Genomic DNA, 21047 nt, shown 5'->3' on the forward strand with positions numbered 1-21047 from the left:
TAGTAAGCGAAAAGGGGGACTTTTGTCTTGAATGCATTATACCAGCGATCCCCGAGATTAAGGCCGGCACTCCGAGAGGAGAAGCTGGAGATTTTACGGCCTCCGGCTGAGCCGAGCAAGCCGTCTTTTTCTATTATATCTATACTTATTCCGTTAATGATGACGTTGGTGACTATAGGCTTTTACGTATATATGAGCAAAACAGGCAAGATGGGTAACAGTAACTATTTGATGTTTCAGATGGTCACCGTGGTCATGATGCTTACATCTTATACGATTCCTTTTTTCGTCTATTTAAATAATAAGAAGGAATACAAGCGTAAGCTGGAGGAACGGGACCGGATGTACCGGGAACAGCTCCAAAAGCATCGTGAAGAACTTGAAATGAAACGCGAGGAGCAAATTCGCACACTATATGAAATTCACGGTGACCCGCAAATATGCACTCAAATCGTCAAAAACCGCAATAGTTCACTCTGGGAACGATCACCGGAGGATGAGGACTTTTTGCAGGTGCGTATTGGGACTGGACAAGTTCCCTTTCATATTAAATTGCAAATTCCACGCCCAGACGGTTATGACCGAGATCCTTTGTTGGGAGCTGCGGATGAACTGGAAGAGGAATTTCGTCTGGTAGACGCTGCTTCCATTGCATTACCGCTGTTTCAATCCAAAGTGGTTGGATTGGTCGGCGACCGGGAGCATACCCTTGCTGCGTTAAGAGTCATCTTGGCACAAGTGACGGTTCGTCACTCGCCAGATGAAGTGAAAATCGCTTCCTTCTATGACGAGCGAGAGGAAAGTGAATGGACTTGGATGCGCTGGCTCCCACATGTGTGGGATGATGACCGAATCCAGAGGATGATGTCAGACCGCAGTAGCAGTGCACATCAACTAGCTGATTTTCTGTTTGCCAGACTGAACCGCCGTAAAAATAATCGCAATGATCGCCAGGGCAAAGGGATGGAAGTCCCGTGTTATGTCGTTGTTTTATCTGACACCCAGCTGATTGAGGAAGAACCGTTGCTGCCGTTGTTACTGGAGGATGGCCGAGCCATTGATGCGTGTACGATTGTGCTGGCTTCTCGTAAAGAGGCTTTGCCGATGCAGTGTCAGCTGATTGTGGAGGCTTCCAAAGAGCAGGGCGTATATGCCCGCAAATCAGAATCGGCAGAGGTTGAACAGCAAAGTTTTAAACCGGATCGTTTGTCAAAAGAGGAAGCCGATGCATTGGCACGGTACATGGCTCCTATTCGCTTGAAGCGTTCCTCTGCTTCTGATATTCCCGCTGTGTTGCCTCTGTTTGATATGATGAGCGTAGCGAGTGTGGAAGAACTGGACGTGGCAGATCGGTGGCGACGTAACCGCCATCCCGATACCTTACCTGTGCCGATGGGCGTGCGAGCAGGCGGTAAGAGGATTATGATTAACCTGCATGATAAGATAGAGCGTCAAGGACATGGTCCCCATGGCTTGATCGCCGGTACAACCGGTTCAGGGAAGAGTGAGGTTATCCAGTCCATCGTAGCCTCGCTTGCTGCCGAGTTTCATCCGCATGATCTTGCTTTTATGCTGATCGATTACAAGGGTGGAGGCATGTCCAACACGTTCGTTAACTTGCCGCATGTTGTGGGTACGATTACGAACTTGGACAATAATTTGATTGAACGTGCCAAAATATCTCTCAAAGCAGAACTGGTTCGTCGACAGAAGATATTAAACGATGCAGGCAATTTACAGCATATTGATGAATATTACAGACTACTCCGGCAGCGGCAGGAACAACCGCTGCCTCATCTAGTTATTATTATTGATGAATTTGCACAATTAAAGCGGGATCAGCCAGAGTTTATGGACGAGCTAATCAGTATTGCCGCGATTGGGCGGACACTAGGTGTCCATTTGATTTTGGCGACGCAAAAGCCCGCAGGTGTCGTAGATGATAAGATCTGGAGTAACTCCAGGTTCCGCATCTGCTTACGGGTGCAAAGCGAAGGTGATAGCCGTGACATGTTGAAAATACCGAATGCCGCGTGGATTACGAAGCCGGGCCGAGGATATTTTCAGGTCGGTAGCGACGAGGTGTTTGAAGAGATGCAGTTTGCTTGGAGCGGTGCGCCGTATATAGGCAACAGCGATATTTCTTCTGCACTACCTGTACATGAAGTGAGACTGAACGGGAAACGTGAAGCGCTACTGACGGGCGGCGAACGGGCAAGCTCAGGCTTAAAAGGAGAAGAAGCCCCTAAACAGCTTCAAGTATTTATTGATTATATTGCGAATGAGGCTGCTAAGGCAGGGATCGAACGACTTCAGGGACCGTGGCTTCCGCCGCTGCCTGAATTGCTGGATTTAACAAATCTGCCTGCACGCACCGAAATAGATAGTACATCATCAGCTTTGGAGCTGAAGGCCCTTATTGGTCTGGTCGATGATTTGCCGAATCAGCGGCAGGAGCCAATTTATGCATCGCTGGATCATGGTCATTGGGCTGTGTATGGCATGCCGGGCATGGGAAAGACGACCTTTTTGCATACATTGCTGATGTCCACGGCTCAGCGTTTTGCAGCGAATCATTGGAACGGTTATATCATTGATATGGGTCGAACGATGCGCGACTTTGGGGAGCTTCCCCAAATCGGGGCTGTTATGATGGCTGAGGAGGATGACCGGATCAAGCGACTGTTCCGTTATCTGTTCAAGATGGTGGCCATACGCAAGGAAATGCTTTCCGAGGCTGGTGTCAAAACAATAAGCTCTTATCGACGTTCTGCTGTCGAGGATATTCCGCAAATTGTCGTAGTTATTGATGGATATCTTAATTTCCGCAATGCTTATCCAGATGAAAATGAACTGCTGGAATCTCTTTTGCGAGAAGGAGGCAGTCTAGGTATTACGTTTATCATTACAGCGAACCGGATTACCGATGTGTTTGAGAAATTCCGCAGTAACATACCGAATGCTGTTTCTTTTGAAATGTCCGACCCGAGTGACTATTACTATGCGGTAGGACGACCAGCCAAAACGCCAGGACCGTTAATTCCAGGCCGCGCTCTGGTTAAAGGGCATGTTCCTCCGCTGGAGTTCCAGACGGCATTGCCTTCACCAGGAGAAGATGAGGCGGAGCGATCAGCACGGCTACGCCGCAATATTACTGGCATTGTGCAGGAATGGAAAGGCAAGCACGCACCAGCCATCCTCCAATTACCTGAGCGGATTCCACTGTCGGAACTGCTTCAGCAGTGGGATCGAACAAGTGGACCATCGGGTGCACTTCCTTATGAAGTACCTGTAGGTCTACAGAGTGACGATCTTGAGCCTTTTCTCCTGAATCTGAAAGAAGGACCCAATTTTATAGTGGGTAGTCCAATGGAGGGTGGAAAAACCTCTTTTCTAATGAGCTGGATTATATCGCTTGCTTATTACACATCACCTGATCAATTGGAAGTCTATACGATCGATACACGCTATGGAGGCGGAGGACTATCTAGATTACGGCATCTTCCTCATGTTAAGGCTGCTGCCGAAAGCGAGGAAGAAATGGGACCTCTGGTACAGAAAGTGTATGATATCGTTCAACAGCGGAACAAGGAGGGGAATGATCCCGAATTGCTCCTGGTCATTGATGATGCGGATATGTTAAGTAAGCAACTGAACGATTTTATGATAAAGGATCAGCTCTCCGCCATTGTACGGTTGGGACGTGATCGCAATGTGCATGTCGTGCTATCGGGTGTGCCATCTGATTTCCCTACCTTTGGTGTGGACTGGTTTAATGATGTCAAGGCAAGCCAAAGCGGTATGCTATTTGGAACACTAGATTCGAATGATCTATCGTTCTTTCGTATCCCTTATTCGGAGGCGAACGCCGCTGCTGGTGGCCTAAAAGTCCTGCCACCTGGGCAGGGATACTACGTACGGCGCAAATTTACCAGGATAAAAGCGGCAATTCCCTTCTCAGAGCAAGTTAGCTGTGAGGATTGGATAACGAAAATTCGTGACCGATGGCATGTTGTAGTTTGAAGGGAGGTGGCTCATAATGTTAACGTTTCAAGCTTCCAAGCAGAAGTTAATAACCCTCAAGGCGAAGGAACTGTTTTTTCTGGCAGGCGTACTGGGTTCTGACAGACTGCTTGGGGTGGAAGATCCGTTTAAGGGCTATCTAGCAGAGGAGTTGGCGGAAGAGTGGGAGCAGGTAAAAGCTACTCTTTTGGAAAAGGGTTATCTAAAGCGGGTAGATAAGGGCAAAGAGCTAGCAATGCCTCCTACCGTTTTCTCAAGAGTCGCGATCGCGGGATTATCCAACAGGGCTTGCCGTATACGCTATGTGCGGGGAGGTAAGCAGTTTGAAGGCTATCTCCATTGCACGAACGAGCGTGTAGTGGAACTCGTGAAATCCGCTGATGAACCCGATGAGTATCGACTGTATGATCTGGGTAATGTGGAAAAGGCTTGCGAGACATTGATTGATAAAATGGGTTGGGTAGATCGACTTGTGCCTGAATCCCCCGCACTTATGTTCTCCAAGCAGGCATTTAATAAAATTCACGAGCAATCGACAGGAGAAAGTGTGTCTCTGATCAGCAGTAAACTGACCGAGGCTAGCGGAGATGCAGAGGGGGCTGCAAGACTGGCTCAGTCTTTGAGTTCCCGTGTAGCCGAGGGAGAACTGCAATTGCTGGTATGGAACGGCAGGGAGTGGGAATCACAACGGGCAGCCTTTGTCCTGTGTCCTGCAATGAACTGGATATTTCGAATGAGCTCAAGTGGTAACGGAGACTGGCTGATTGCAGCTATGGCTTCAAGGGATCAGTTTGTGGATTTATTATTAAATTGGTTGAAACAGTCGGCAGTGAATGAAGAAGTGACAGAAGAAGGGTGATGGATATGCGCATTCGAGTTGAACCGGATGTGCTTCGGGGGCTTAGCGGGCAGCTACAGCATGCGGCGGAGCAAATTCAACAGTTAACAGCAGGTTTGGAGCAGGCGTTACAATCGCTGGATTGGGATGTATCTGCACGCGAGGCGATCTTGAATCATTGGATGCAGGCCAAGCGGATGTCAGAACAGATCCATGCTTACCTCCATACATCAGGTACACAACTGAACCGAAAGGCAGAGCAGTTTCAGTCTGTTGACCACAACTATCAAACGATTCTGTCATTTGCCAGCCAACCATTGGGACGACCTGTCACGATGCTCGATTGGTCGAATCAGCAATCGCCGTCTATTCTGCCTGGGCAAGCTTCGGAAGCAGGCAGTCTGATTTCAAACCCGCAGTCTGTCGTACATGCCATTGCTGGCGTACAGTCTTCGGATGTAGAAACGTTGCATCAGGATATTCTGATGCAGGCATCTTCTAGCAGTCCGCAGGATTGGTATTTTACTGATCCGTCTACAGCAAGAGATCAACCGGTCGCTTAGTTGGGATCGCGTTCCGGGACATTCTGGATCGACTGCAAAATTTACTTGATTCGTTTCGCAGTTCCCGGTTTTATGGGACTTATTAGGTGGTTGTTTTGTTAATATTATACTGTTAGGTGCTGTTTTATAGTTAAAAAGTGGGATTGTTACAATTAGGTCCTTTGCCTTTTGTAGGGAATTAAATAGCCATAGTACAATTTGAACTAGATAAAACAAAAACATCTTTATCATCAAGGAGGACGCAAAAAATGGCAGGACGCATTTTAATTACCCCAGAACAGGTTGATCAGGTGGCTAACCAATTTAAACAAAGTGGTGAGCAAAGCCAACAGATCGTTTCCAGTTTGACACAGTCCATCTCAGGTATGGAAGGTCAATGGGAAGGTATGACTAAACAACGCTTCTTCCAAGAGTTTCAGGAAGCTAGCAAACAAATGCAAGCTTTCGTAACGACTTTGAACAGCATCAGCCAAGAATTGACAGCTATCGCTAACAAATTCCGTACGGTTGACCAAACGAAATAAGTTGCCTTGCCTGATAGGCATTAACTTATCATATACCACTCTATAAGAAGCAATATGTGAGCCATTCCTCACGGTTTGGCACAGGATGTTCAGGAAAAACCGGGCGATCTTCGGATACCCGGTTTTCTTGCCATCCATAGATGTATATAATAAGGTGAGGAAAACTAGCATACTGAATGATGTAAGGAGAGGGATGTTTCATGTCTTTTCAACCGAATCCGGGAGACGAATTGATCATAAACGGCACAGCTTATGTGGTTGGACGACATCCCGCTGCACCCGGTTTAGCCTATGCTCAAGCAGGGCGGCAGGGAATTGTATATCAACTGAATGCCAAAAACGGAGCACCGCATGAGGCAAAAGCCCTTAAAGTGTTTTTTCCGAAGTTCCGCATCCCGGCTATGGTTTATCAATCTGAGCATATGGAAGCATACGGGGATATTCCTGGTTTGCAGGTATGCAAGCGTGATGTGCTCACTCCAGAAAGAAACGGAAGTCTGATTGCCGAGCAGCCTGATTTGCTGTATGCGGTGCTGATGCCATGGGTTCATGGTATGACATGGTTCGATTGTCTCACAGATCAGCGTCAGCTTGAGGCTTCCGATAGTCTGGCTTTAGCCAGAGCATTGGCAGGGATCGGTTCAGCTATGGAGCAAAAAGGATTGGCGCACTGTGATTTATCGGCGCCGAATGTGATGCTTCCGTTTTTTTCTGAAGTGGAACTGCCTCAAGGCACGTCAGCTGTGGAATTGGTGGACGTGGAACAAATGTATAGTACTAAAATGGATCGTCCAGACGCTCTATTGGCAGGTTCGCCAGGGTATGCCGCACATCGTACCGTCCACAGCGGGTTATGGAGTGCGTATGCAGACCGTTTTGCAGGGGCAATTATTATAGGAGAAATGCTAGGCTGGTCTGACCGTGTAGTAGTCGACAAAGCGTGGGGCGAAAGTTATTTTGATCAGCATGAAATGCAGACGCCTTGCGAACGTTATTTTATTTTACGAAAATCACTTGAATCCCGTTGGGGCAGCAAGGTGGTAGAATTGTTCAGTCGTGCCTGGGATAGTCAGGATTTAAGCAGTTGCCCTACTTTTGGCGAATGGCTGGTTGTACTTAATGCGGTTACTGAGCAGGAAATTCCAGTTGAGGCTATAGAACCGGAGCCTGCTGCGACAGAAACAATAGAATCGGCAGCGGCAAGTGGCCTTGCCAATGAAGCTGCACCCTCTTTGTCAGCACCTGCACCGCTCAAAGCTGAACAGGCTGCACTGCTAAATCAGGCTGCCCTGGAGCAGGGAGAGCGTGGGGTAACGGATAAGCTGTTCCAACAGGCACGTGATTTGGAGCAGCAAAACAAACCTGCTGCAGCGTTGGAAGTATACCGGTCGTTGTATCATTTTGTAGAAGACGGCAGTCCTCTGCATGTGGAGGTGTCGGCTGCGATCACAGGGCTAGAGGAGCAGTTGAATCCCAAGACGCCGGAGCAACCTGAAAAATCAAAAGCCTGGTATCGCTCCAAAGCGTTTATCGTGACAACTGCGGCCGCGGTTGTTCTGCTGGCAGCTGGAATCCCAGCCGTGAATATTCTTGCAGATCAGTCCAATCAGCGACAAATCGAGGCAGCCAAGCAGGAAGAGGCAGCGAAGGCTGCAAAGGCGGCCGAGGAAAAGCTGGCAGCCGAGCAGGAAGCCGCTCAAAAATTGCTGACGGAGAAACAACGCCAGGAAGCGGAACAGCAGGCCAAACAGCAGGTACTTGCTGCTCAAAAGCAACAGGAAGAGCAGAAGAAACAGCAAGCCCTTATCGATCAACAGGTTAAATATGAAGCTTATCTCGCCCAAAAGGAACAAAATAAGCAGGCGGCTGCCAAGTTGGCGAAGCAAAAAGCGTATGATCAACAGGCAAAGTATGAAAAATACTTGGCTTTGAAAAAGGAGCAGGAAGCCCGTGCCGCCCAGGAAGAGGCAGCTCGTAAGGCAGCAGCCGAGGCGGAACAAAAGCAAAAAGAGTCCATGCATGCACGAAACAAGGAGAACGTTCTTCAGCTTATTTCCCTGTACAACAAGGCATATGCCTCTCAGGAAGGTGGAAGCGCTGCGAAGGCAAAGAGCTTTGCGAAGCGTTTTAGAACACTATATGATAGTAATCCTTCTTATTATCGTTCGGTAGGCGAAGTGGGATATCGGGCTTCCTCGATCTATAATTTTTTAGGCGATACGAATTTTAGACTGCCTAAAATTTAATATTTCATATGTTTATATATGGGCGGAATGATAGCTACAAAACAGATGAAGATAGAAGGTAACTGAGGGGAGCATGTACAAACCATGAATTATACAATACAGGCTTCACAACGCACTCCCGCCCTGATCATTTACCTGATTGACATCAGCGCGTCGATGAACATGCTGATGGAGGGGCGGCGGCGTATTGACGTTGTATATGAAGCTATATCGTTGGCGATCCGGCAGATGGTTTTCCGATCAACCAAAGGAAATCGGCTGACAGCACGCTATCGGATTGCGATTTTAGCTTATAGTGACGACGTGTATGATCTGCTGAATGGTGTCAAGGGAATTGATGAAATCGCGGCCATTGGTTCGTTGCCCGATTTGACACCCAAACGATTCTCAGATTCAGCAAAAGCCTTCTTGCAAGCTGAACGTATTTTGCAGGCTGAATTACCAGGAATGCAGGATTGTCCTGCACCTTTGGTCTGTCATATGACAGATGGGGTTTCCACAGGCGATGATCCGGAACCAATTGCGAAGCGCATTATGAGCATGAGTGTACCGGACGGTAATGTACTAGTGGAAAATATATTTTTATCCGACAGGTTGCTAGAAGCGCCTATTCAGGACCCCCGTCGCTGGAGAGGTCTGACGCATAATACGCCGTTGCAGGATGAACATGCTGTGAAATTGCGTGATATGTCTTCTGTACTGCCTGAAAGCTATCGAGAAATGCTATTTGAGGCAGATTATCAGTTAGGTGAAGGAGCCATTATGATGCTGCCCGGAACCTGTGCGGAACTGGTGTCCATTGGGTTCCAAATGTCGGCCGCAACGCCTGTACGGTAAGGAGGTAAAAGCATGAATCCACTGCTGTCCCTGCTCCCCGCGAGCAAAAAAAAGGGAATGAATGCAAGGCTGACTCAGCAATTTGCTTACATAAGCTCTCAGACAGGCGATCAGCCTTTATCATCTCATCACAGTCGTTTTATGTGTCGTTATGGCTATGGAAGATCTGCCGAATCTGCCAGTATGGGAGAAAGCGGACAGGATTTCGCCGCAGTACGTATTCATAAATCCGTCTGTTGTTTTGTCTTGTGTGATGGTGTCGGGCTCAGTTACCGAGGAGATTTTGCAGCCCGCTATCTGGGTTCTTCTTTACTGGATTGGATGGAACGGGGACAAGATCTGTCTGCTGATCAGTTGAGAGTGTACCTTGAACGTTTGGCAGGTACAGCGGCAGAGGAACTGGATCGGCAGCCTTTGGATCACGAATCAGGCTTAATGCGTTCTGTATTGGAAGATAAACGTCGTCAGGGAAGTCAGTCCATGTATATTTGCGGAAAAATCGAACTGCCGAAGCGTGGTAGCCGTGGCCGTCTCCGACTTGCCTGGCAAGGGGATTCACGTTTGCGACTATGGAACGGTGCCGAGGAAATTAGCGAGTTGTTCGATCATACCTTTTCTACAGCGGAGCGCTGGTCTACAAGTCGTGGGCCGATTGGAGGGAAGCCTCATTGGTATGAAAGAAGTATACCCGCAGATATGCCGATGAGATTACAGGTGTATACGGACGGTTTATCCGATTTGGACCCCATTCGCGAGCCTGTCCCTGATGAGCAGATACAGGTATTGCTGGATGCATCCCATACCGGGGGACTTGATGATGATGCTGCATTTATTGAGCTGCAGTGGTAAATAAGCAAAAGGACATTCTACATCCATATCCATGGTTGTAGAACGTCCTTTTTTTGATGAATACATAGAAAAATACGATTCGTTAAGATATTTATAGAATGTAACGAGGAGGAGAAGGAAAGACGCGTTAATGCGCGTAATATTCGTCCCTTTCTTAAATATCGCAAAGGAATAGCAAAAAATGCGCAAAATGGTGATTATAAAGTATATCCTTTTGGGTAATCTTGTGATTATACAGATTACTGAAAGGGAGCGATACATATGAGCTACACATATGCAGGAGGAGCACGCTTTGAAGGCAAAACCGCTCTAATCACGGGGGCTGGTTCTGGCATTGGCAAGGCAACGGCCATTCAAATGGCTAGAGAAGGAGCGAATGTCGCTCTTTTTGACGTAAGTAATGAGCGCATTTTGGAGACAGAAAGAGAAATTAATGCTATACGTGAAGGGTCAGCGCGGGCATTTGACGTGGACATTGCCGATCCGGTGCGTGTGGAAAAAGCAGTTCTGGAAGCGGTTGAATTATTTGGCGGTCTGCATATCATTTTTGCTAATGCCGGGATTAACGGGGTCGTCGGACCGATCGAGGATCTGAGCATTGAGGATTGGCGGCAAACATTATCTACCAATCTGGATGGCACCTTTCTGACGGTGAAGTATACAGTACCGCATTTGAAAAAGAACGGTGGCGGTAGCATTATCATTACCAGCTCCATTAATGGAAATCAGCGCTTTACCAGCTTTGGGATGTCAGCCTACAGCACATCGAAGGCGGGTCAAACTGGTTTTGCTAAAATGGCTGCGCTGGAGCTGGCTAAGTTTCGTATTCGTGTGAATGTCATCTATCCGGGTGCCATTTCGACGAATATTGATGAAACCACGGAGAAATCGGAAGGGTTAAAGCAAATTGCCATCCCCGTCAAGTTTCCCGAAGGAGGACAACCATTGGCAGATGGACCGGGTCAACCCGAGCAGGTAGCTGATTTGGTGACATTTTTGGCCTCAGATCATTCGCGTCACATTACTGGCGCACAAATTGTCATTGATGGAGCAGAGTCGTTATTGTTTTAGAAAATAGAGCATTCTCTGGGATGGAGAAATGTTTTGTGGTATCCTGAGTGTATTGTCTTGGTTACGGTGCGAATGTGAAGCTCACATAAAAACCCCGGATCCTTCGCACCTCGAAATTTGTCGAAATGGATTCGGATTAGCTTTCTTGGTTAGAAGTCAATAGTCGATTCAAGCTTTTTTAGCATCGTTTTTTTTCGAAAATGTATGGAATTGATATTATTAGGGTATTAATTCCTTCATTTTCGCAGTCGCACTCTATATGAGTGCGTGGATTGAAATATCTTCAGCTTTTTTAAAATCATCTACACTGTCGTAGTCGCACTCTATATGAGTGCGTGGATTGAAATTTGGCTGTAATATACAACGCCTTCACCGTCTACGTCGCACTCTATATGAGTGCGTGGATTGAAATGTCCAAACCCAAAAACTCTTAGCAGTTACCATGTCGTCGCACTCTATATGAGTGCGTGGATTGAAATCCACTGCATGACGACAATAGGGTACAGTGCAAAACCGTCGCACTCTATATGAGTGCGTGGATTGAAATATTTGTTGCACTTAGGAAGTTTTCTGGAGGATTGCGTCGCACTCTATATGAGTGCGTGGATTGAAATGATCTGGTTGTCCTCGACATCCGCGGTGGATATAGAGTCGCACTCTATATGAGTGCGTGGATTGAAATATAACGGGTAACGATGGGGACGCTTTGCAAATTTTCGTCGCACTCTATATGAGTGCGTGGATTGAAATTATACCTGTTGCCTTTTCTCTTGGCTGGAAACTTAAGTCGCACTCTATATGAGTGCGTGGATTGAAATAAAAATAAAACATTTGGATCTTTTGATGTATCGGAGTCGCACTCTATATGAGTGCGTGGATTGAAATTTCGAAAAAATCAATATCGAGCGGACGTGCTATTGTCGCACTCTATATGAGTGCGTGGATTGAAATAAGTTCATTACAATTTGTAGTCCGTCCATACCATAAAGGTCGCACTCTATATGAGTGCGTGGATTGAAATGACTATTCAGGCAAAGCTGTCGGAAAATTCGACTACGTCGCACTCTATACGAGTATGTGGATTGAAGTATCTATAGTGTTCGCAACCTTGCATAACAACTCTCAGCAGAATTTACATGATTGGAGCCAATATATAATTTGTTTTATGAACTTTAAGATTATTAGTTTGGTTCTCTCTAAAAATACTATTTCCACATGACTATAAATAATATTTGTTTACATAACGAGAATAGATCTAATATGATTAGTAAGTAGAAGAGAATCTAGTATTTTAAGCGGAATACAAGTCTCTTCACAATAACCACCTAAAAGTCATAAAATGAATATAGAGCTATGGGTGTGAAACCGAAATCCTTGAATTAAGTAGATAAGAGAGGAAAGGAAGAGAAATTACAACGCGAGGACAATTATATTAGCATTATCTATGAATTCACTTAACAACGGGAAATATCCAAGTGGGGATTGTAGATGCTGTCGCTATTTACCTTAAGGCACGATTATACAGATTAAGTATTTGCTTAAAGGAGGAAAATAGATGAATTTATTATTCATTCCTGGTCTATATTTTTATATCTATCTAGGTATAGGCCTTATCGTGGGATATTGGTTTGTATCTAAGGAATTAACAGAACGTGCACAGGAAATGCAGCAAGAGAACCAAGAGGAAAACGATGAGGAACTGTCAACAGCTAGAGAGGGTCTTTATCAATCTCTACATGATCTTTATCATTTAATAGGTCAGAAAGGTGTTATTGCTGCGATCTATATTTTATTTATGCTTTTTTGGCTTCCGATGTGGTTAGTCATTACTTGGAAGAGGTTATTCACGAAGAAAATTAAAGGAGATTAAAAAATGCAATATATCGCCCACATACGGGAAAGCGACCAAGAGATTCAAACGGTTGCCGAACATCTATTGGAAACTCAACAATTAGCAGAAATTTATGGAGACAAAATAGGTATTCGACATATCACCGGACTCGCTGGCATGCTTCATGACTTGGGGAAGTACACGGAAAAGTTTCAAAATTACATACGTTTGGCGGTACAAAATCCTGACAATCCACCGAAACGAGGAAGTGTAGATCATTCTAGTGCGGGTGGAAAGTTATTATTTAATCTTTTTCACATTCAACCTCAAGGCACATTCGATAAGCAGGATTTATTTATCAAATATGTATTGACCGAAGTTGTAGCAAACGCTATTATTTCACACCATTCTTATTTGCAGGATTTTTTAAACCCACAGCTGGAATCAAGATTTTTGTATCGGGTGCGTGACCTAGAGATAGAAGGGTTTGAAGATGCAGTAGCGTTTTTCTATAAGCAGGTCATGGAGAAATCTACATTTTTTGATTATGTGAATCAAGCAAAGGCTGAGTTGGATCAATATATGAACCGAGATGATGAGGCAGATTTTGAACTCAAATTGATGTATTTATCCAAGTTTGTGTTTAGCGCTTTGATCGATGCAGATCGAACCAATACTCGCTGCTTTGAAGAAAATAAGAACACAGGCGATAAGATCGCAGTTGAAGCAATGAATCACCAAATGTTATTTCATGAGTATTACGAAAAATTAATGATGCACATCAAATCCCTACAAGCAGCCAGGGATGCCAATACACCTATTAATCTACTTCGAAAAGAAATGTCCGAACAATGCGAACAGTTTGCAGAAAGGCCCTCTGGAATACATACGCTCTCGATCCCCACAGGCGGTGGAAAGACGCTCGCCAGCTTTCGTTATGCCTTAAAACATGCTGTAACATTTAAGAAGAAACATATTATTTATGTCGTTCCATTTACGACCATTATTGAACAAAATGCCCGAGAAGTTCGCGAAATAATAGTGGACGATGCGAATATTCTGGAACATCACTCTAATGTGGTCATGGACGATGTAGAAGAGGGAGAGAGTAATGAGCTTGAAGATGTAATTGTGAGTACGCGTCAAAAATTAAAGCTGGCTAAGGACAATTGGGATTCGCCGATCATTTTCACCACAATGGTGCAATTTTTAAATGTTTTTTATGCTGGCGGCAGTAGAAATATCCGTAGACTTCACAATTTAAGCGAGTCTGTCATTATTTTTGATGAAGTACAAAAAGTCCCTACTCATTGTATTTCATTATTTAATCAAGCAGTGAATTTTTTGAAAACATATGCTCATTCAGGTATTGTTCTCTGCACGGCTACACAACCCGAATTGGATTTTGTACATAACAAGCTAGAGATCGAACCAGATGCAGAAATGGTGCATGACCTGAACCAGGTTATAGAAGCGTTTAAGCGGGTTGAAATTGTGGATAAAGCAACGGATATGAAATTTAATACAGAGAAACTTGCCGACTTTGTTGAGGAAAGACTTGCTGATGAACAAAGCGTGCTCGTTATTTTAAATACAAAAACAGTGGTGAAAAACCTATATCACAGATTAAAAGAAGGAAGCGGTACAGTCCCGATCTACCATTTAAGTACATCCATGTGTCCAGCTCATCGCAATTCCATATTGGAGAAAGTTAAAAATCACCTGCAACATAAAGAGCCTGTCGTTTGCATCAGTACACAATTAATTGAAGCGGGAGTGGATATCAGTTTTAAGTGTGTCATTCGGTCCTTGGCTGGTTTGGATTCCATTGCTCAGGCGGCGGGCAGATGTAATCGCCACGGAGAAGATAGAATGAAGCAAGTATATGTCATTGATCATGAAGAAGAAGATCTCAAGCGATTAAAAGAAATCAGAATAGGTAAAGAGATTTCCAGAAAAATGTTCATTGACTTAAAACGTAACAAAACTTGCTTAGGCGGAAACGTATTATCAGCTCAGTCCATGGAAATATATTTTCAAAAATATTATTCCGAGTTAAAGACCGACTTAAATTATTTTATTCCTAAATTGAGAAAAAACATGACTGAACTATTATATGCCAATCGTATAGAAAATACTTATTTTCAATCTTATTGCAAAGAAAATGAGACGATTCTTCCCTTATTCTTAGCGAATAGCTATAGGACCGCAGCGGACCATTTTCAAGTCATTGAGGATCATACTACGGCGGTAATTGTTCCTTATGGGGATGGAGAAAAAGAAGGAAAGGAGATCATCGCAGACCTAAATGGACAGCAAAGCATAGAAGACCTTACCGATTTGTTACGCAGGGCACAACAATTCACTATTAATATATTTAACTATGAGAAAGACCGATTAGATCAAAATAAGGGGTTAGTTTCTTTTTTGGATGGAAAAATATATGCACTAACCGATGGAGCTTATGATGACTGTTATGGACTTAACCTTGAAAATGACAGTCTGCATAGTGGATTTATCCTTTAAAAACTCTTTGATTGGGACTAGGGACTTATAATCTACATTGACTGACCCTGCCAAAAGTAATATTCTGGTACTGGGTTTAGAAAAAATAGTCATAGAAAGGAGGTAAATGCTAGTTGAGAAATGCGATCGAATTTAAAGTTTATGGAGATTATGCACTGTTCACAGATCCACTAACCAAACTTGGTGGAGAGAAATTAACTTATAGTGTCCCAACGTATCAGGCGTTAAAAGGTATTGTCGAAAGTATTTATTGGAAGCCTACGATTATGATGGTAGTAGACAAAGTTCGTGTCCTTCATGCAATTCGGATGGAATCCAAAGGCGTTCGTCCCATCGAATATGGTGGTGGTAATACCCTTGCTAATTATACTTACTTGAAAGATCCCTGTTATGAGGTTCAGGCTCATTTTGTATTTAATCCGCATCGTCCCGAGATGGAATATGACCGTAATGAGAATAAGCATCATAACATTCTCAAGCGATCATTACTTGCTGGTGGACGTAGAGATATTTTTCTAGGTACACGAGAATGTCAAGCTTATGTAGAGCCTTGTGAATTTGGTATAGAAGCAGGTTTTTACGATAACTATGGTGACATTCATTTAGGCAATATGGTACATGGAATTAACTATCCAGATGAGACAGGCAGGGATCAAATGGAAGTCCGTTTGTGGAATCCAGTAATGAAGGACGGAGTCATTGATTTTATTCGGCCGGAGGAATGCACTCAAGTTCGCACAATAGCGAATATGCAACCTAAACGGTTTGATGAAAATAACGTTCAATCCGCTGATGAGCTGCTTGCGCAATGGGAAGGGTGGGGGAATTAAATGAGCTGGTTGCTAAATTTATATGAAACGTATGAATCTAATCTTGACCGTGTTGGTGTGATTGAGAAGAAACATAATGATCGTGAATATACATTGTTGCCTATTTCCCACACGACCCAAAATGCGCAGATCGAAGTCGAAGTTACAGAACAAGGTGATTTTCATTCAGCCAGGATATTGGATAAAAATGAGTTTAGTACATTGATTCCTTCTACTGAAAAATCCGCCAGTAGAGCCGGCTCTGTCATATCACCTTATCCGCTGCATGATAAATTAAGCTATGTTGCCGGAGATTTTGTAGCATATGGTGGAAAAATAAAAAAAGAAGAGCCGTTTTCTGCTTATATTCAGCAGTTGGAAGGCTGGGCTACTTCAGATTATGCTACTTCTAAGGTGAAAAGCATATACCGTTACTTAAGCAAGCGCTGCCTGATTAAAGACTTAGTAGACATGTCTATTTTATATCTTGATGCGGATCAAAAATTAATAAGTACATGGGACAAGAAGTACGAACCTATTCATGGGGAAAAACCACCTATATTTACAGCAGTTCCTGGTGAACAAGAGAGTGTATTCATTCGTTTTAATGTGTATTCTCCAGATAAAGTTTTAGCTAAAGTATGGGAAGATAAAGAAGTGTACGATTCATTTGTTGGTTACTATAGTCAATTACTGGGAGAAGAAGACATTTGCTATGTTACCGGAAGGCAGCTCCCTAGCACAGACAAGCATGCCAATAAAATCAGAAATTCCGGGGATAAGGCGAAGTTGATTTCCGCCAATGATACGAGTGGATTCACGTTCAGAGGACGATTTGCCCACAGTCATGAAGCTGCAAGTATCAGTTATGAAGTATCTCAAAAGGCTCATAATGCCTTAAAATGGCTCATTAACCGTCAAGGTAAAGTCATGGAGCAACGAGTTTTTCTAGTGTGGGGAAATGATGAACCGAGTATTCTGAATTTTACCGAAAATGATAATATCTTTGCAATGGGCTTGCCATCCAAGGCTAAAGAAATAAAAAGTCATACAAACGAAGAGTTTGCTTTTGAATTAGCCAAAGCGTTAACGGGTTATGCCAATACACTAGCTGTCAAATCTAATTCCAAAGCAAAAGTCAATATTCTTGTACTTGACTCAGCAACAACAGGGCGGATGGCTGTGATCTATTATCGTAATTTGGATAAAAAATTGTATTTTGAAAAGCTTATTCACTGGCATTCCACCTGTGTATGGCTTCATCGCTATCGGAAGGATGAGCAGGGTGAATATTTACAATTTTGGGGTGCTCCAGCAACGAAAGATATTGCTTTTGCAGCATACGGTTCAAAGGCTAATGATAAACTCGTTAAGGGTTTGATGGAACGAATGCTCCCCTGTATAGTAGATGGTCAAAACATTCCTCAGGATATTGTGAGGAGTGCTATTAACCGCGCCTCTAACCCGGTATCCATGGACAAGTGGGAATGGGAGAAAACACTGAGCGTGACATGTGCTTTGGTTAACCAACGGGAGGGATACAATGTGGCATTAGATAAAGAAAATATGGATCGCAGTTATTTATTTGGCAGATTGTTAGCGATAGCAGATGTGATGGAACGAAGCGCATTAGACAAGGATGAGAAGCGATCTACCAATGCAATCCGATATATGAATGCATTCTCACAACATCCGGAAAGAACCTGGAGGACCATTCAGAATGCCTTGCAGCCACATCAGGCCAGACTTGGTAAACGCTTAAGCTATTATTCCAATATGATTGATGAAGTGCTTCACAAAATCCCCTTCAACGAATTCAACAATAAGCCATTGACTGGGAAATACTTGCTAGGACTCAGTAGCCAACGCTATGAAATCTACCATAATAATCATAAAAAAGATCTTGAGGGTAATAACGACAACAAAGAGAACAACACCTTAGACATGAATGAACAGCAGAAATCCTAAGTAACTTTAAAAATATGTAGGTACATTAAAGGAGAGTAATTATATGTCCGTGTTGGATCACAAAATTGATTTTGCAGTTGTATTGTCGGTTACTAGAGCAAATCCCAATGGCGATCCCCTGAATGGTAATCGTCCGCGGCAAAATTATGATGGTTATGGTGAGATTTCAGATGTGGCTCTGAAACGGAAATTGAGAAATCGTCTGCAAGACATGGGAGAGTCTATTTTTGTTCAATCTATTGATCGTAAATCGGATACTTTTAATAGTTTAAGAGAACGTGCAGATTCCAATCCTGAATTGGAAAAATTCTTCAAGGGCAAGGAAGGCTCAAGTGATGAATTTGCTAAAATTGCCTGTCAGGAATGGATAGATGTTCGTAGCTTCGGTCAAGTATTTGCGTTCAAGGCGGCGAGTAAGGGAGCAGGAGTGTCCGTTGGGGTAAGAGGCCCTGTATCTATACATACGGCAACCAGTATAGATCCTATTGATATTACAAGTATACAAATCACAAAAAGTGTAAACTCCGAACCGGGGAAAGAAAGAGGTTCCGATACGATGGGGATGAAGCATCGGGTGGATTTCGGCGTGTACCTTTTCAAAGGAAGTATCAATACGCAGCTAGCTGAAAAAACAGGGTTTACCAACGAAGATGCTGGAAAGATCAAAGATGCGCTGATTTCGTTATTTGAAAATGATGTCTCATCCGCTCGTCCTGACGGTAGTATGGAGGTTCATAAAGTTTATTGGTGGGAGCACAAGTCCAAACTTGGAAAATACTCATCTGCTAAAGTACACCGATCTTTGGAAGTGAAACCGAAAGAAAATGTAAGTGCAATCGACAAATCTTTTGATACACATTATGAATGTATATTAACACCGCTCGAAGGCTTAGAGGTCCAAGAGTATGCTGGGCTATAACGAAGAAGATTATTTGCTGCTATCCGGTTTACAGCATTTTAATTTTTGTAGAAGGCAGTGGGCGCTTATTCACATTGAGCAGCAATGGGAAGAAAACGTGCGGACGATTGAGGGCAATCATTTGCACAGGAAAGCCGATCAGCCCATGATTCGTGAAAAAAGAGGGGATAAGCTCATCGTACGCGCGTTACCTGTACATTCCAGAGAGCTTGGAATTACAGGAATCTGTGACGTGGTAGAGTTCAAATGTGATCCCCTTGGTGTTCCGCTTGCAGGGGAGGAAGGTACCTACCTTCCTTTTCCTGTTGAATACAAGCGTGGCAAACCGAAACGAAATGACTCGGATCATGCACAATTGGTCGCACAAGTGATGTGTCTTGAAGAAATGCTCGTGTGTGAGATTTCAAAAGGCTACTTTTATTACGATGAGATCAAACACCGTGTAGAGGTAATCATCACGGCGGCTGACCGAGAGCGTGTGCGTACAAGCTTGCAGGAAATGCGGCATTATTTTGAGCGAAATCATACACCTAAAGCCAAAGCGGGACCACACTGCCTGAGCTGCTCACTACATAACATATGTGTTCCCGAAATACTGAATAAAAAATCAGTTTCAAGCTTTATTGAAAGCAGGATAGCTGAATGAAAAAATTACTAAACACATTATTTGTGACCATGCCAGATACGTACTTGTCACTAGATGGGGAAAATATCGTGATCAAACAAGAAGAGTCCATTCTTGCACGGTATCCTTTGCACAATTTGGAGGCGGTTTGCACTTTTGGCTATTCAGGGGCCAGTCCAGGCCTCATGGGAGCTTGTGCAACACGCAATATAGACCTAACCTTTATGACACGAAGCGGACGCTTCCTGGCGAGAGTTACCGGGGAAAGCCGGGGAAATGTGGTACTGAGAAAAGAACAGTACCGGATTTCCGATGATGATAGAAGAAGTGCTCTTGTAGCCAGAAATATGATTATAGGCAAAATATATAACCATAAATGGATTTTGGAACGGGCAACGAGGGATTATCCACTTCGTATTGATACGGAACGCATGAAGAAGGTGACCGCTTCTTTGACAGAGATCATGAAGCAAGTCCGAGAAGTGGAGGAACTGGACATTTTACGCGGTTTGGAGGGGACGGCGGCAGTTCAGTACAATTCCGTGTGGGATGAGCTGATCTTGCAGCAAAAAGATGATTTTTACTTCCATGGGCGCCATAAGCGCCCGCCGCTAGATAATGTGAATGCCCTATTATCTTTTGCCTATACACTGTTATCCAACGATATGAAATCTGCACTGGAAGCTGTCGGTCTGGATGCTTATGTAGGTTTTCTGCATAGAGATCGTCCAGGGCGAGCCTCATTGGCACTGGATGTGATGGAAGAGCTTCGAGGAGTATATGCCGACCGTTTTGTCCTTACATTGATTAACAAAAAATTTATTCATGGGAAAGGATTTTACAAAAAAGAAAACGGGGCTGTGATGATGGACGATGATACGAGGAAAATCGTATTGAAGGCATGGCAAGAACGAAAACAGGAAAAAATGATTCATCCTTATTTGAATGAGAAAATGTCTTGGGGACTGGTGCCCTATTCACAGGCTTTGCTCTTGGCTAGATATATTCGGGGAGATCTGGACGAGTACCCTCCATTTTTGTGGAAGTAGGTGTGAACACTTGCTCATTTTGATCACGTATGATGTAAGTACAGTAGACAGAGAAGGTAGAAAAAGACTGGCAAAGGTTGCGAAAAAGTGCGTAGATCACGGACAAAGGGTGCAAAATTCTGTGTTTGAATGTATTTTGGACTCGACCCAGTTCCGCAGCTTAAAGTATGAACTCGAAGAATTAATAGACCCAAAAGAAGACAGCTTGCGCTTCTACAACTTAGGAGATAACTACAAGAAGAAAGTAGAGCATATAGGGGCAAAGGAAGCTTACGATATGGAAAGCCCACTAATTTTATAAGGTGCGAATGTGAAGCTCACATAAAAATCCCGGGTCCTTCGCACCTCGAAATTTGTCGAAAAGCATTA

Annotated in this window: 16 protein-coding genes and 1 CRISPR repeat array; all 16 genes read left to right on the forward strand. The window is 44.0% G+C overall.

What is annotated here, in order from left to right; genetic code table 11:
* Positions 1–27 precede the first annotated feature (27 nt).
* The 16 genes from essC to cas2 all read left to right on the forward strand — a co-directional run bounded on the left by essC (position 28) and on the right by cas2 (position 20979).
* On the forward strand, positions 28–4023 hold the full coding sequence (essC, locus tag KAI37_RS10110; protein WP_220031159.1) for a type VII secretion protein EssC: 3996 nt from the start codon (positions 28–30) through the stop codon (positions 4021–4023).
* Positions 4024–4039: 16 nt separating this feature from the next.
* Positions 4040–4882: a hypothetical protein gene (locus KAI37_RS10115; protein WP_220031160.1), complete on the forward strand. Its 843-nt coding sequence runs from the start codon at positions 4040–4042 to the stop codon at positions 4880–4882.
* A gap of 5 nt (positions 4883–4887) precedes the next feature.
* Positions 4888–5424, forward strand: a complete 537-nt coding sequence (locus tag KAI37_RS10120; protein ID WP_025719059.1) for a WXG100 family type VII secretion target — start codon at positions 4888–4890, stop codon at positions 5422–5424.
* 248 nt (positions 5425–5672) lie between these two features.
* A complete protein-coding gene (locus KAI37_RS10125; protein ID WP_013309990.1) occupies positions 5673–5948 on the forward strand; it encodes a WXG100 family type VII secretion target in 276 nt (91 codons plus the stop codon).
* A gap of 200 nt (positions 5949–6148) precedes the next feature.
* Complete coding sequence (locus KAI37_RS10130) at positions 6149–8194, forward strand: serine/threonine-protein kinase (RefSeq protein WP_220031161.1); 2046 nt, start codon at positions 6149–6151, stop codon at positions 8192–8194.
* Between the two features lie 84 nt (positions 8195–8278).
* Positions 8279–9031 carry a vWA domain-containing protein gene (locus KAI37_RS10135; RefSeq protein WP_220031162.1) on the forward strand — a complete coding sequence of 251 codons (753 nt, stop codon included), beginning with the start codon at positions 8279–8281 and terminating at the stop codon, positions 9029–9031.
* A 12-nt stretch (positions 9032–9043) separates the two neighbouring features.
* Positions 9044–9880 (forward strand): hypothetical protein, encoded by an 837-nt coding sequence (locus KAI37_RS10140; protein WP_013309993.1) that lies wholly within the window; start codon positions 9044–9046, stop codon positions 9878–9880.
* 261 nt (positions 9881–10141) lie between these two features.
* On the forward strand, positions 10142–10951 hold the full coding sequence (locus KAI37_RS10145) for an SDR family oxidoreductase (RefSeq protein ID WP_076292683.1): 810 nt from the start codon (positions 10142–10144) through the stop codon (positions 10949–10951).
* Positions 10952–11198: 247 nt separating this feature from the next.
* Positions 11199–12040: a CRISPR direct-repeat array (repeat unit 32 nt; unit sequence GTCGCACTCTATATGAGTGCGTGGATTGAAAT).
* Positions 12041–12506: 466 nt separating this feature from the next.
* Complete coding sequence (locus KAI37_RS10150; RefSeq protein ID WP_061829402.1) at positions 12507–12821, forward strand: hypothetical protein; 315 nt, start codon at positions 12507–12509, stop codon at positions 12819–12821.
* A 3-nt stretch (positions 12822–12824) separates the two neighbouring features.
* The gene (gene cas3, locus KAI37_RS10155; RefSeq protein WP_220031163.1) at positions 12825–15308 is read left to right on the forward strand and encodes a CRISPR-associated helicase Cas3'; all 2484 of its coding nucleotides are present in this window, start codon (positions 12825–12827) and stop codon (positions 15306–15308) included.
* Between the two features lie 113 nt (positions 15309–15421).
* Complete coding sequence (gene cas5c / locus KAI37_RS10160) at positions 15422–16138, forward strand: type I-C CRISPR-associated protein Cas5c (RefSeq protein ID WP_076294183.1); 717 nt, start codon at positions 15422–15424, stop codon at positions 16136–16138.
* Positions 16139–18085, forward strand: coding sequence for a type I-C CRISPR-associated protein Cas8c/Csd1 (gene cas8c, locus KAI37_RS10165; protein ID WP_220031164.1), 1947 nt, complete (start codon positions 16139–16141; stop codon positions 18083–18085). It begins immediately after the preceding gene.
* Between the two features lie 43 nt (positions 18086–18128).
* Positions 18129–19004, forward strand: a complete 876-nt coding sequence (gene cas7c / locus KAI37_RS10170) for a type I-C CRISPR-associated protein Cas7/Csd2 (RefSeq protein WP_076294181.1) — start codon at positions 18129–18131, stop codon at positions 19002–19004.
* Positions 18991–19650, forward strand: a complete 660-nt coding sequence (gene cas4, locus KAI37_RS10175; RefSeq protein WP_076294180.1) for a CRISPR-associated protein Cas4 — start codon at positions 18991–18993, stop codon at positions 19648–19650. Before cas7c ends, cas4 begins: the two co-directional genes overlap by 14 nt.
* Complete coding sequence (gene cas1c, locus KAI37_RS10180; protein WP_220031165.1) at positions 19647–20678, forward strand: type I-C CRISPR-associated endonuclease Cas1c; 1032 nt, start codon at positions 19647–19649, stop codon at positions 20676–20678. Before cas4 ends, cas1c begins: the two co-directional genes overlap by 4 nt.
* Positions 20679–20688: 10 nt before the next feature.
* Positions 20689–20979: a CRISPR-associated endonuclease Cas2 gene (cas2, locus tag KAI37_RS10185; RefSeq protein WP_023988276.1), complete on the forward strand. Its 291-nt coding sequence runs from the start codon at positions 20689–20691 to the stop codon at positions 20977–20979.
* The last annotated feature ends 68 nt before the right edge of the window (positions 20980–21047 follow it).

Origin of the sequence: Paenibacillus sp. S25 (assembly GCF_019454085.1) — a bacterium.
Taxonomy (GTDB): domain Bacteria; phylum Bacillota; class Bacilli; order Paenibacillales; family Paenibacillaceae; genus Paenibacillus; species Paenibacillus polymyxa_B.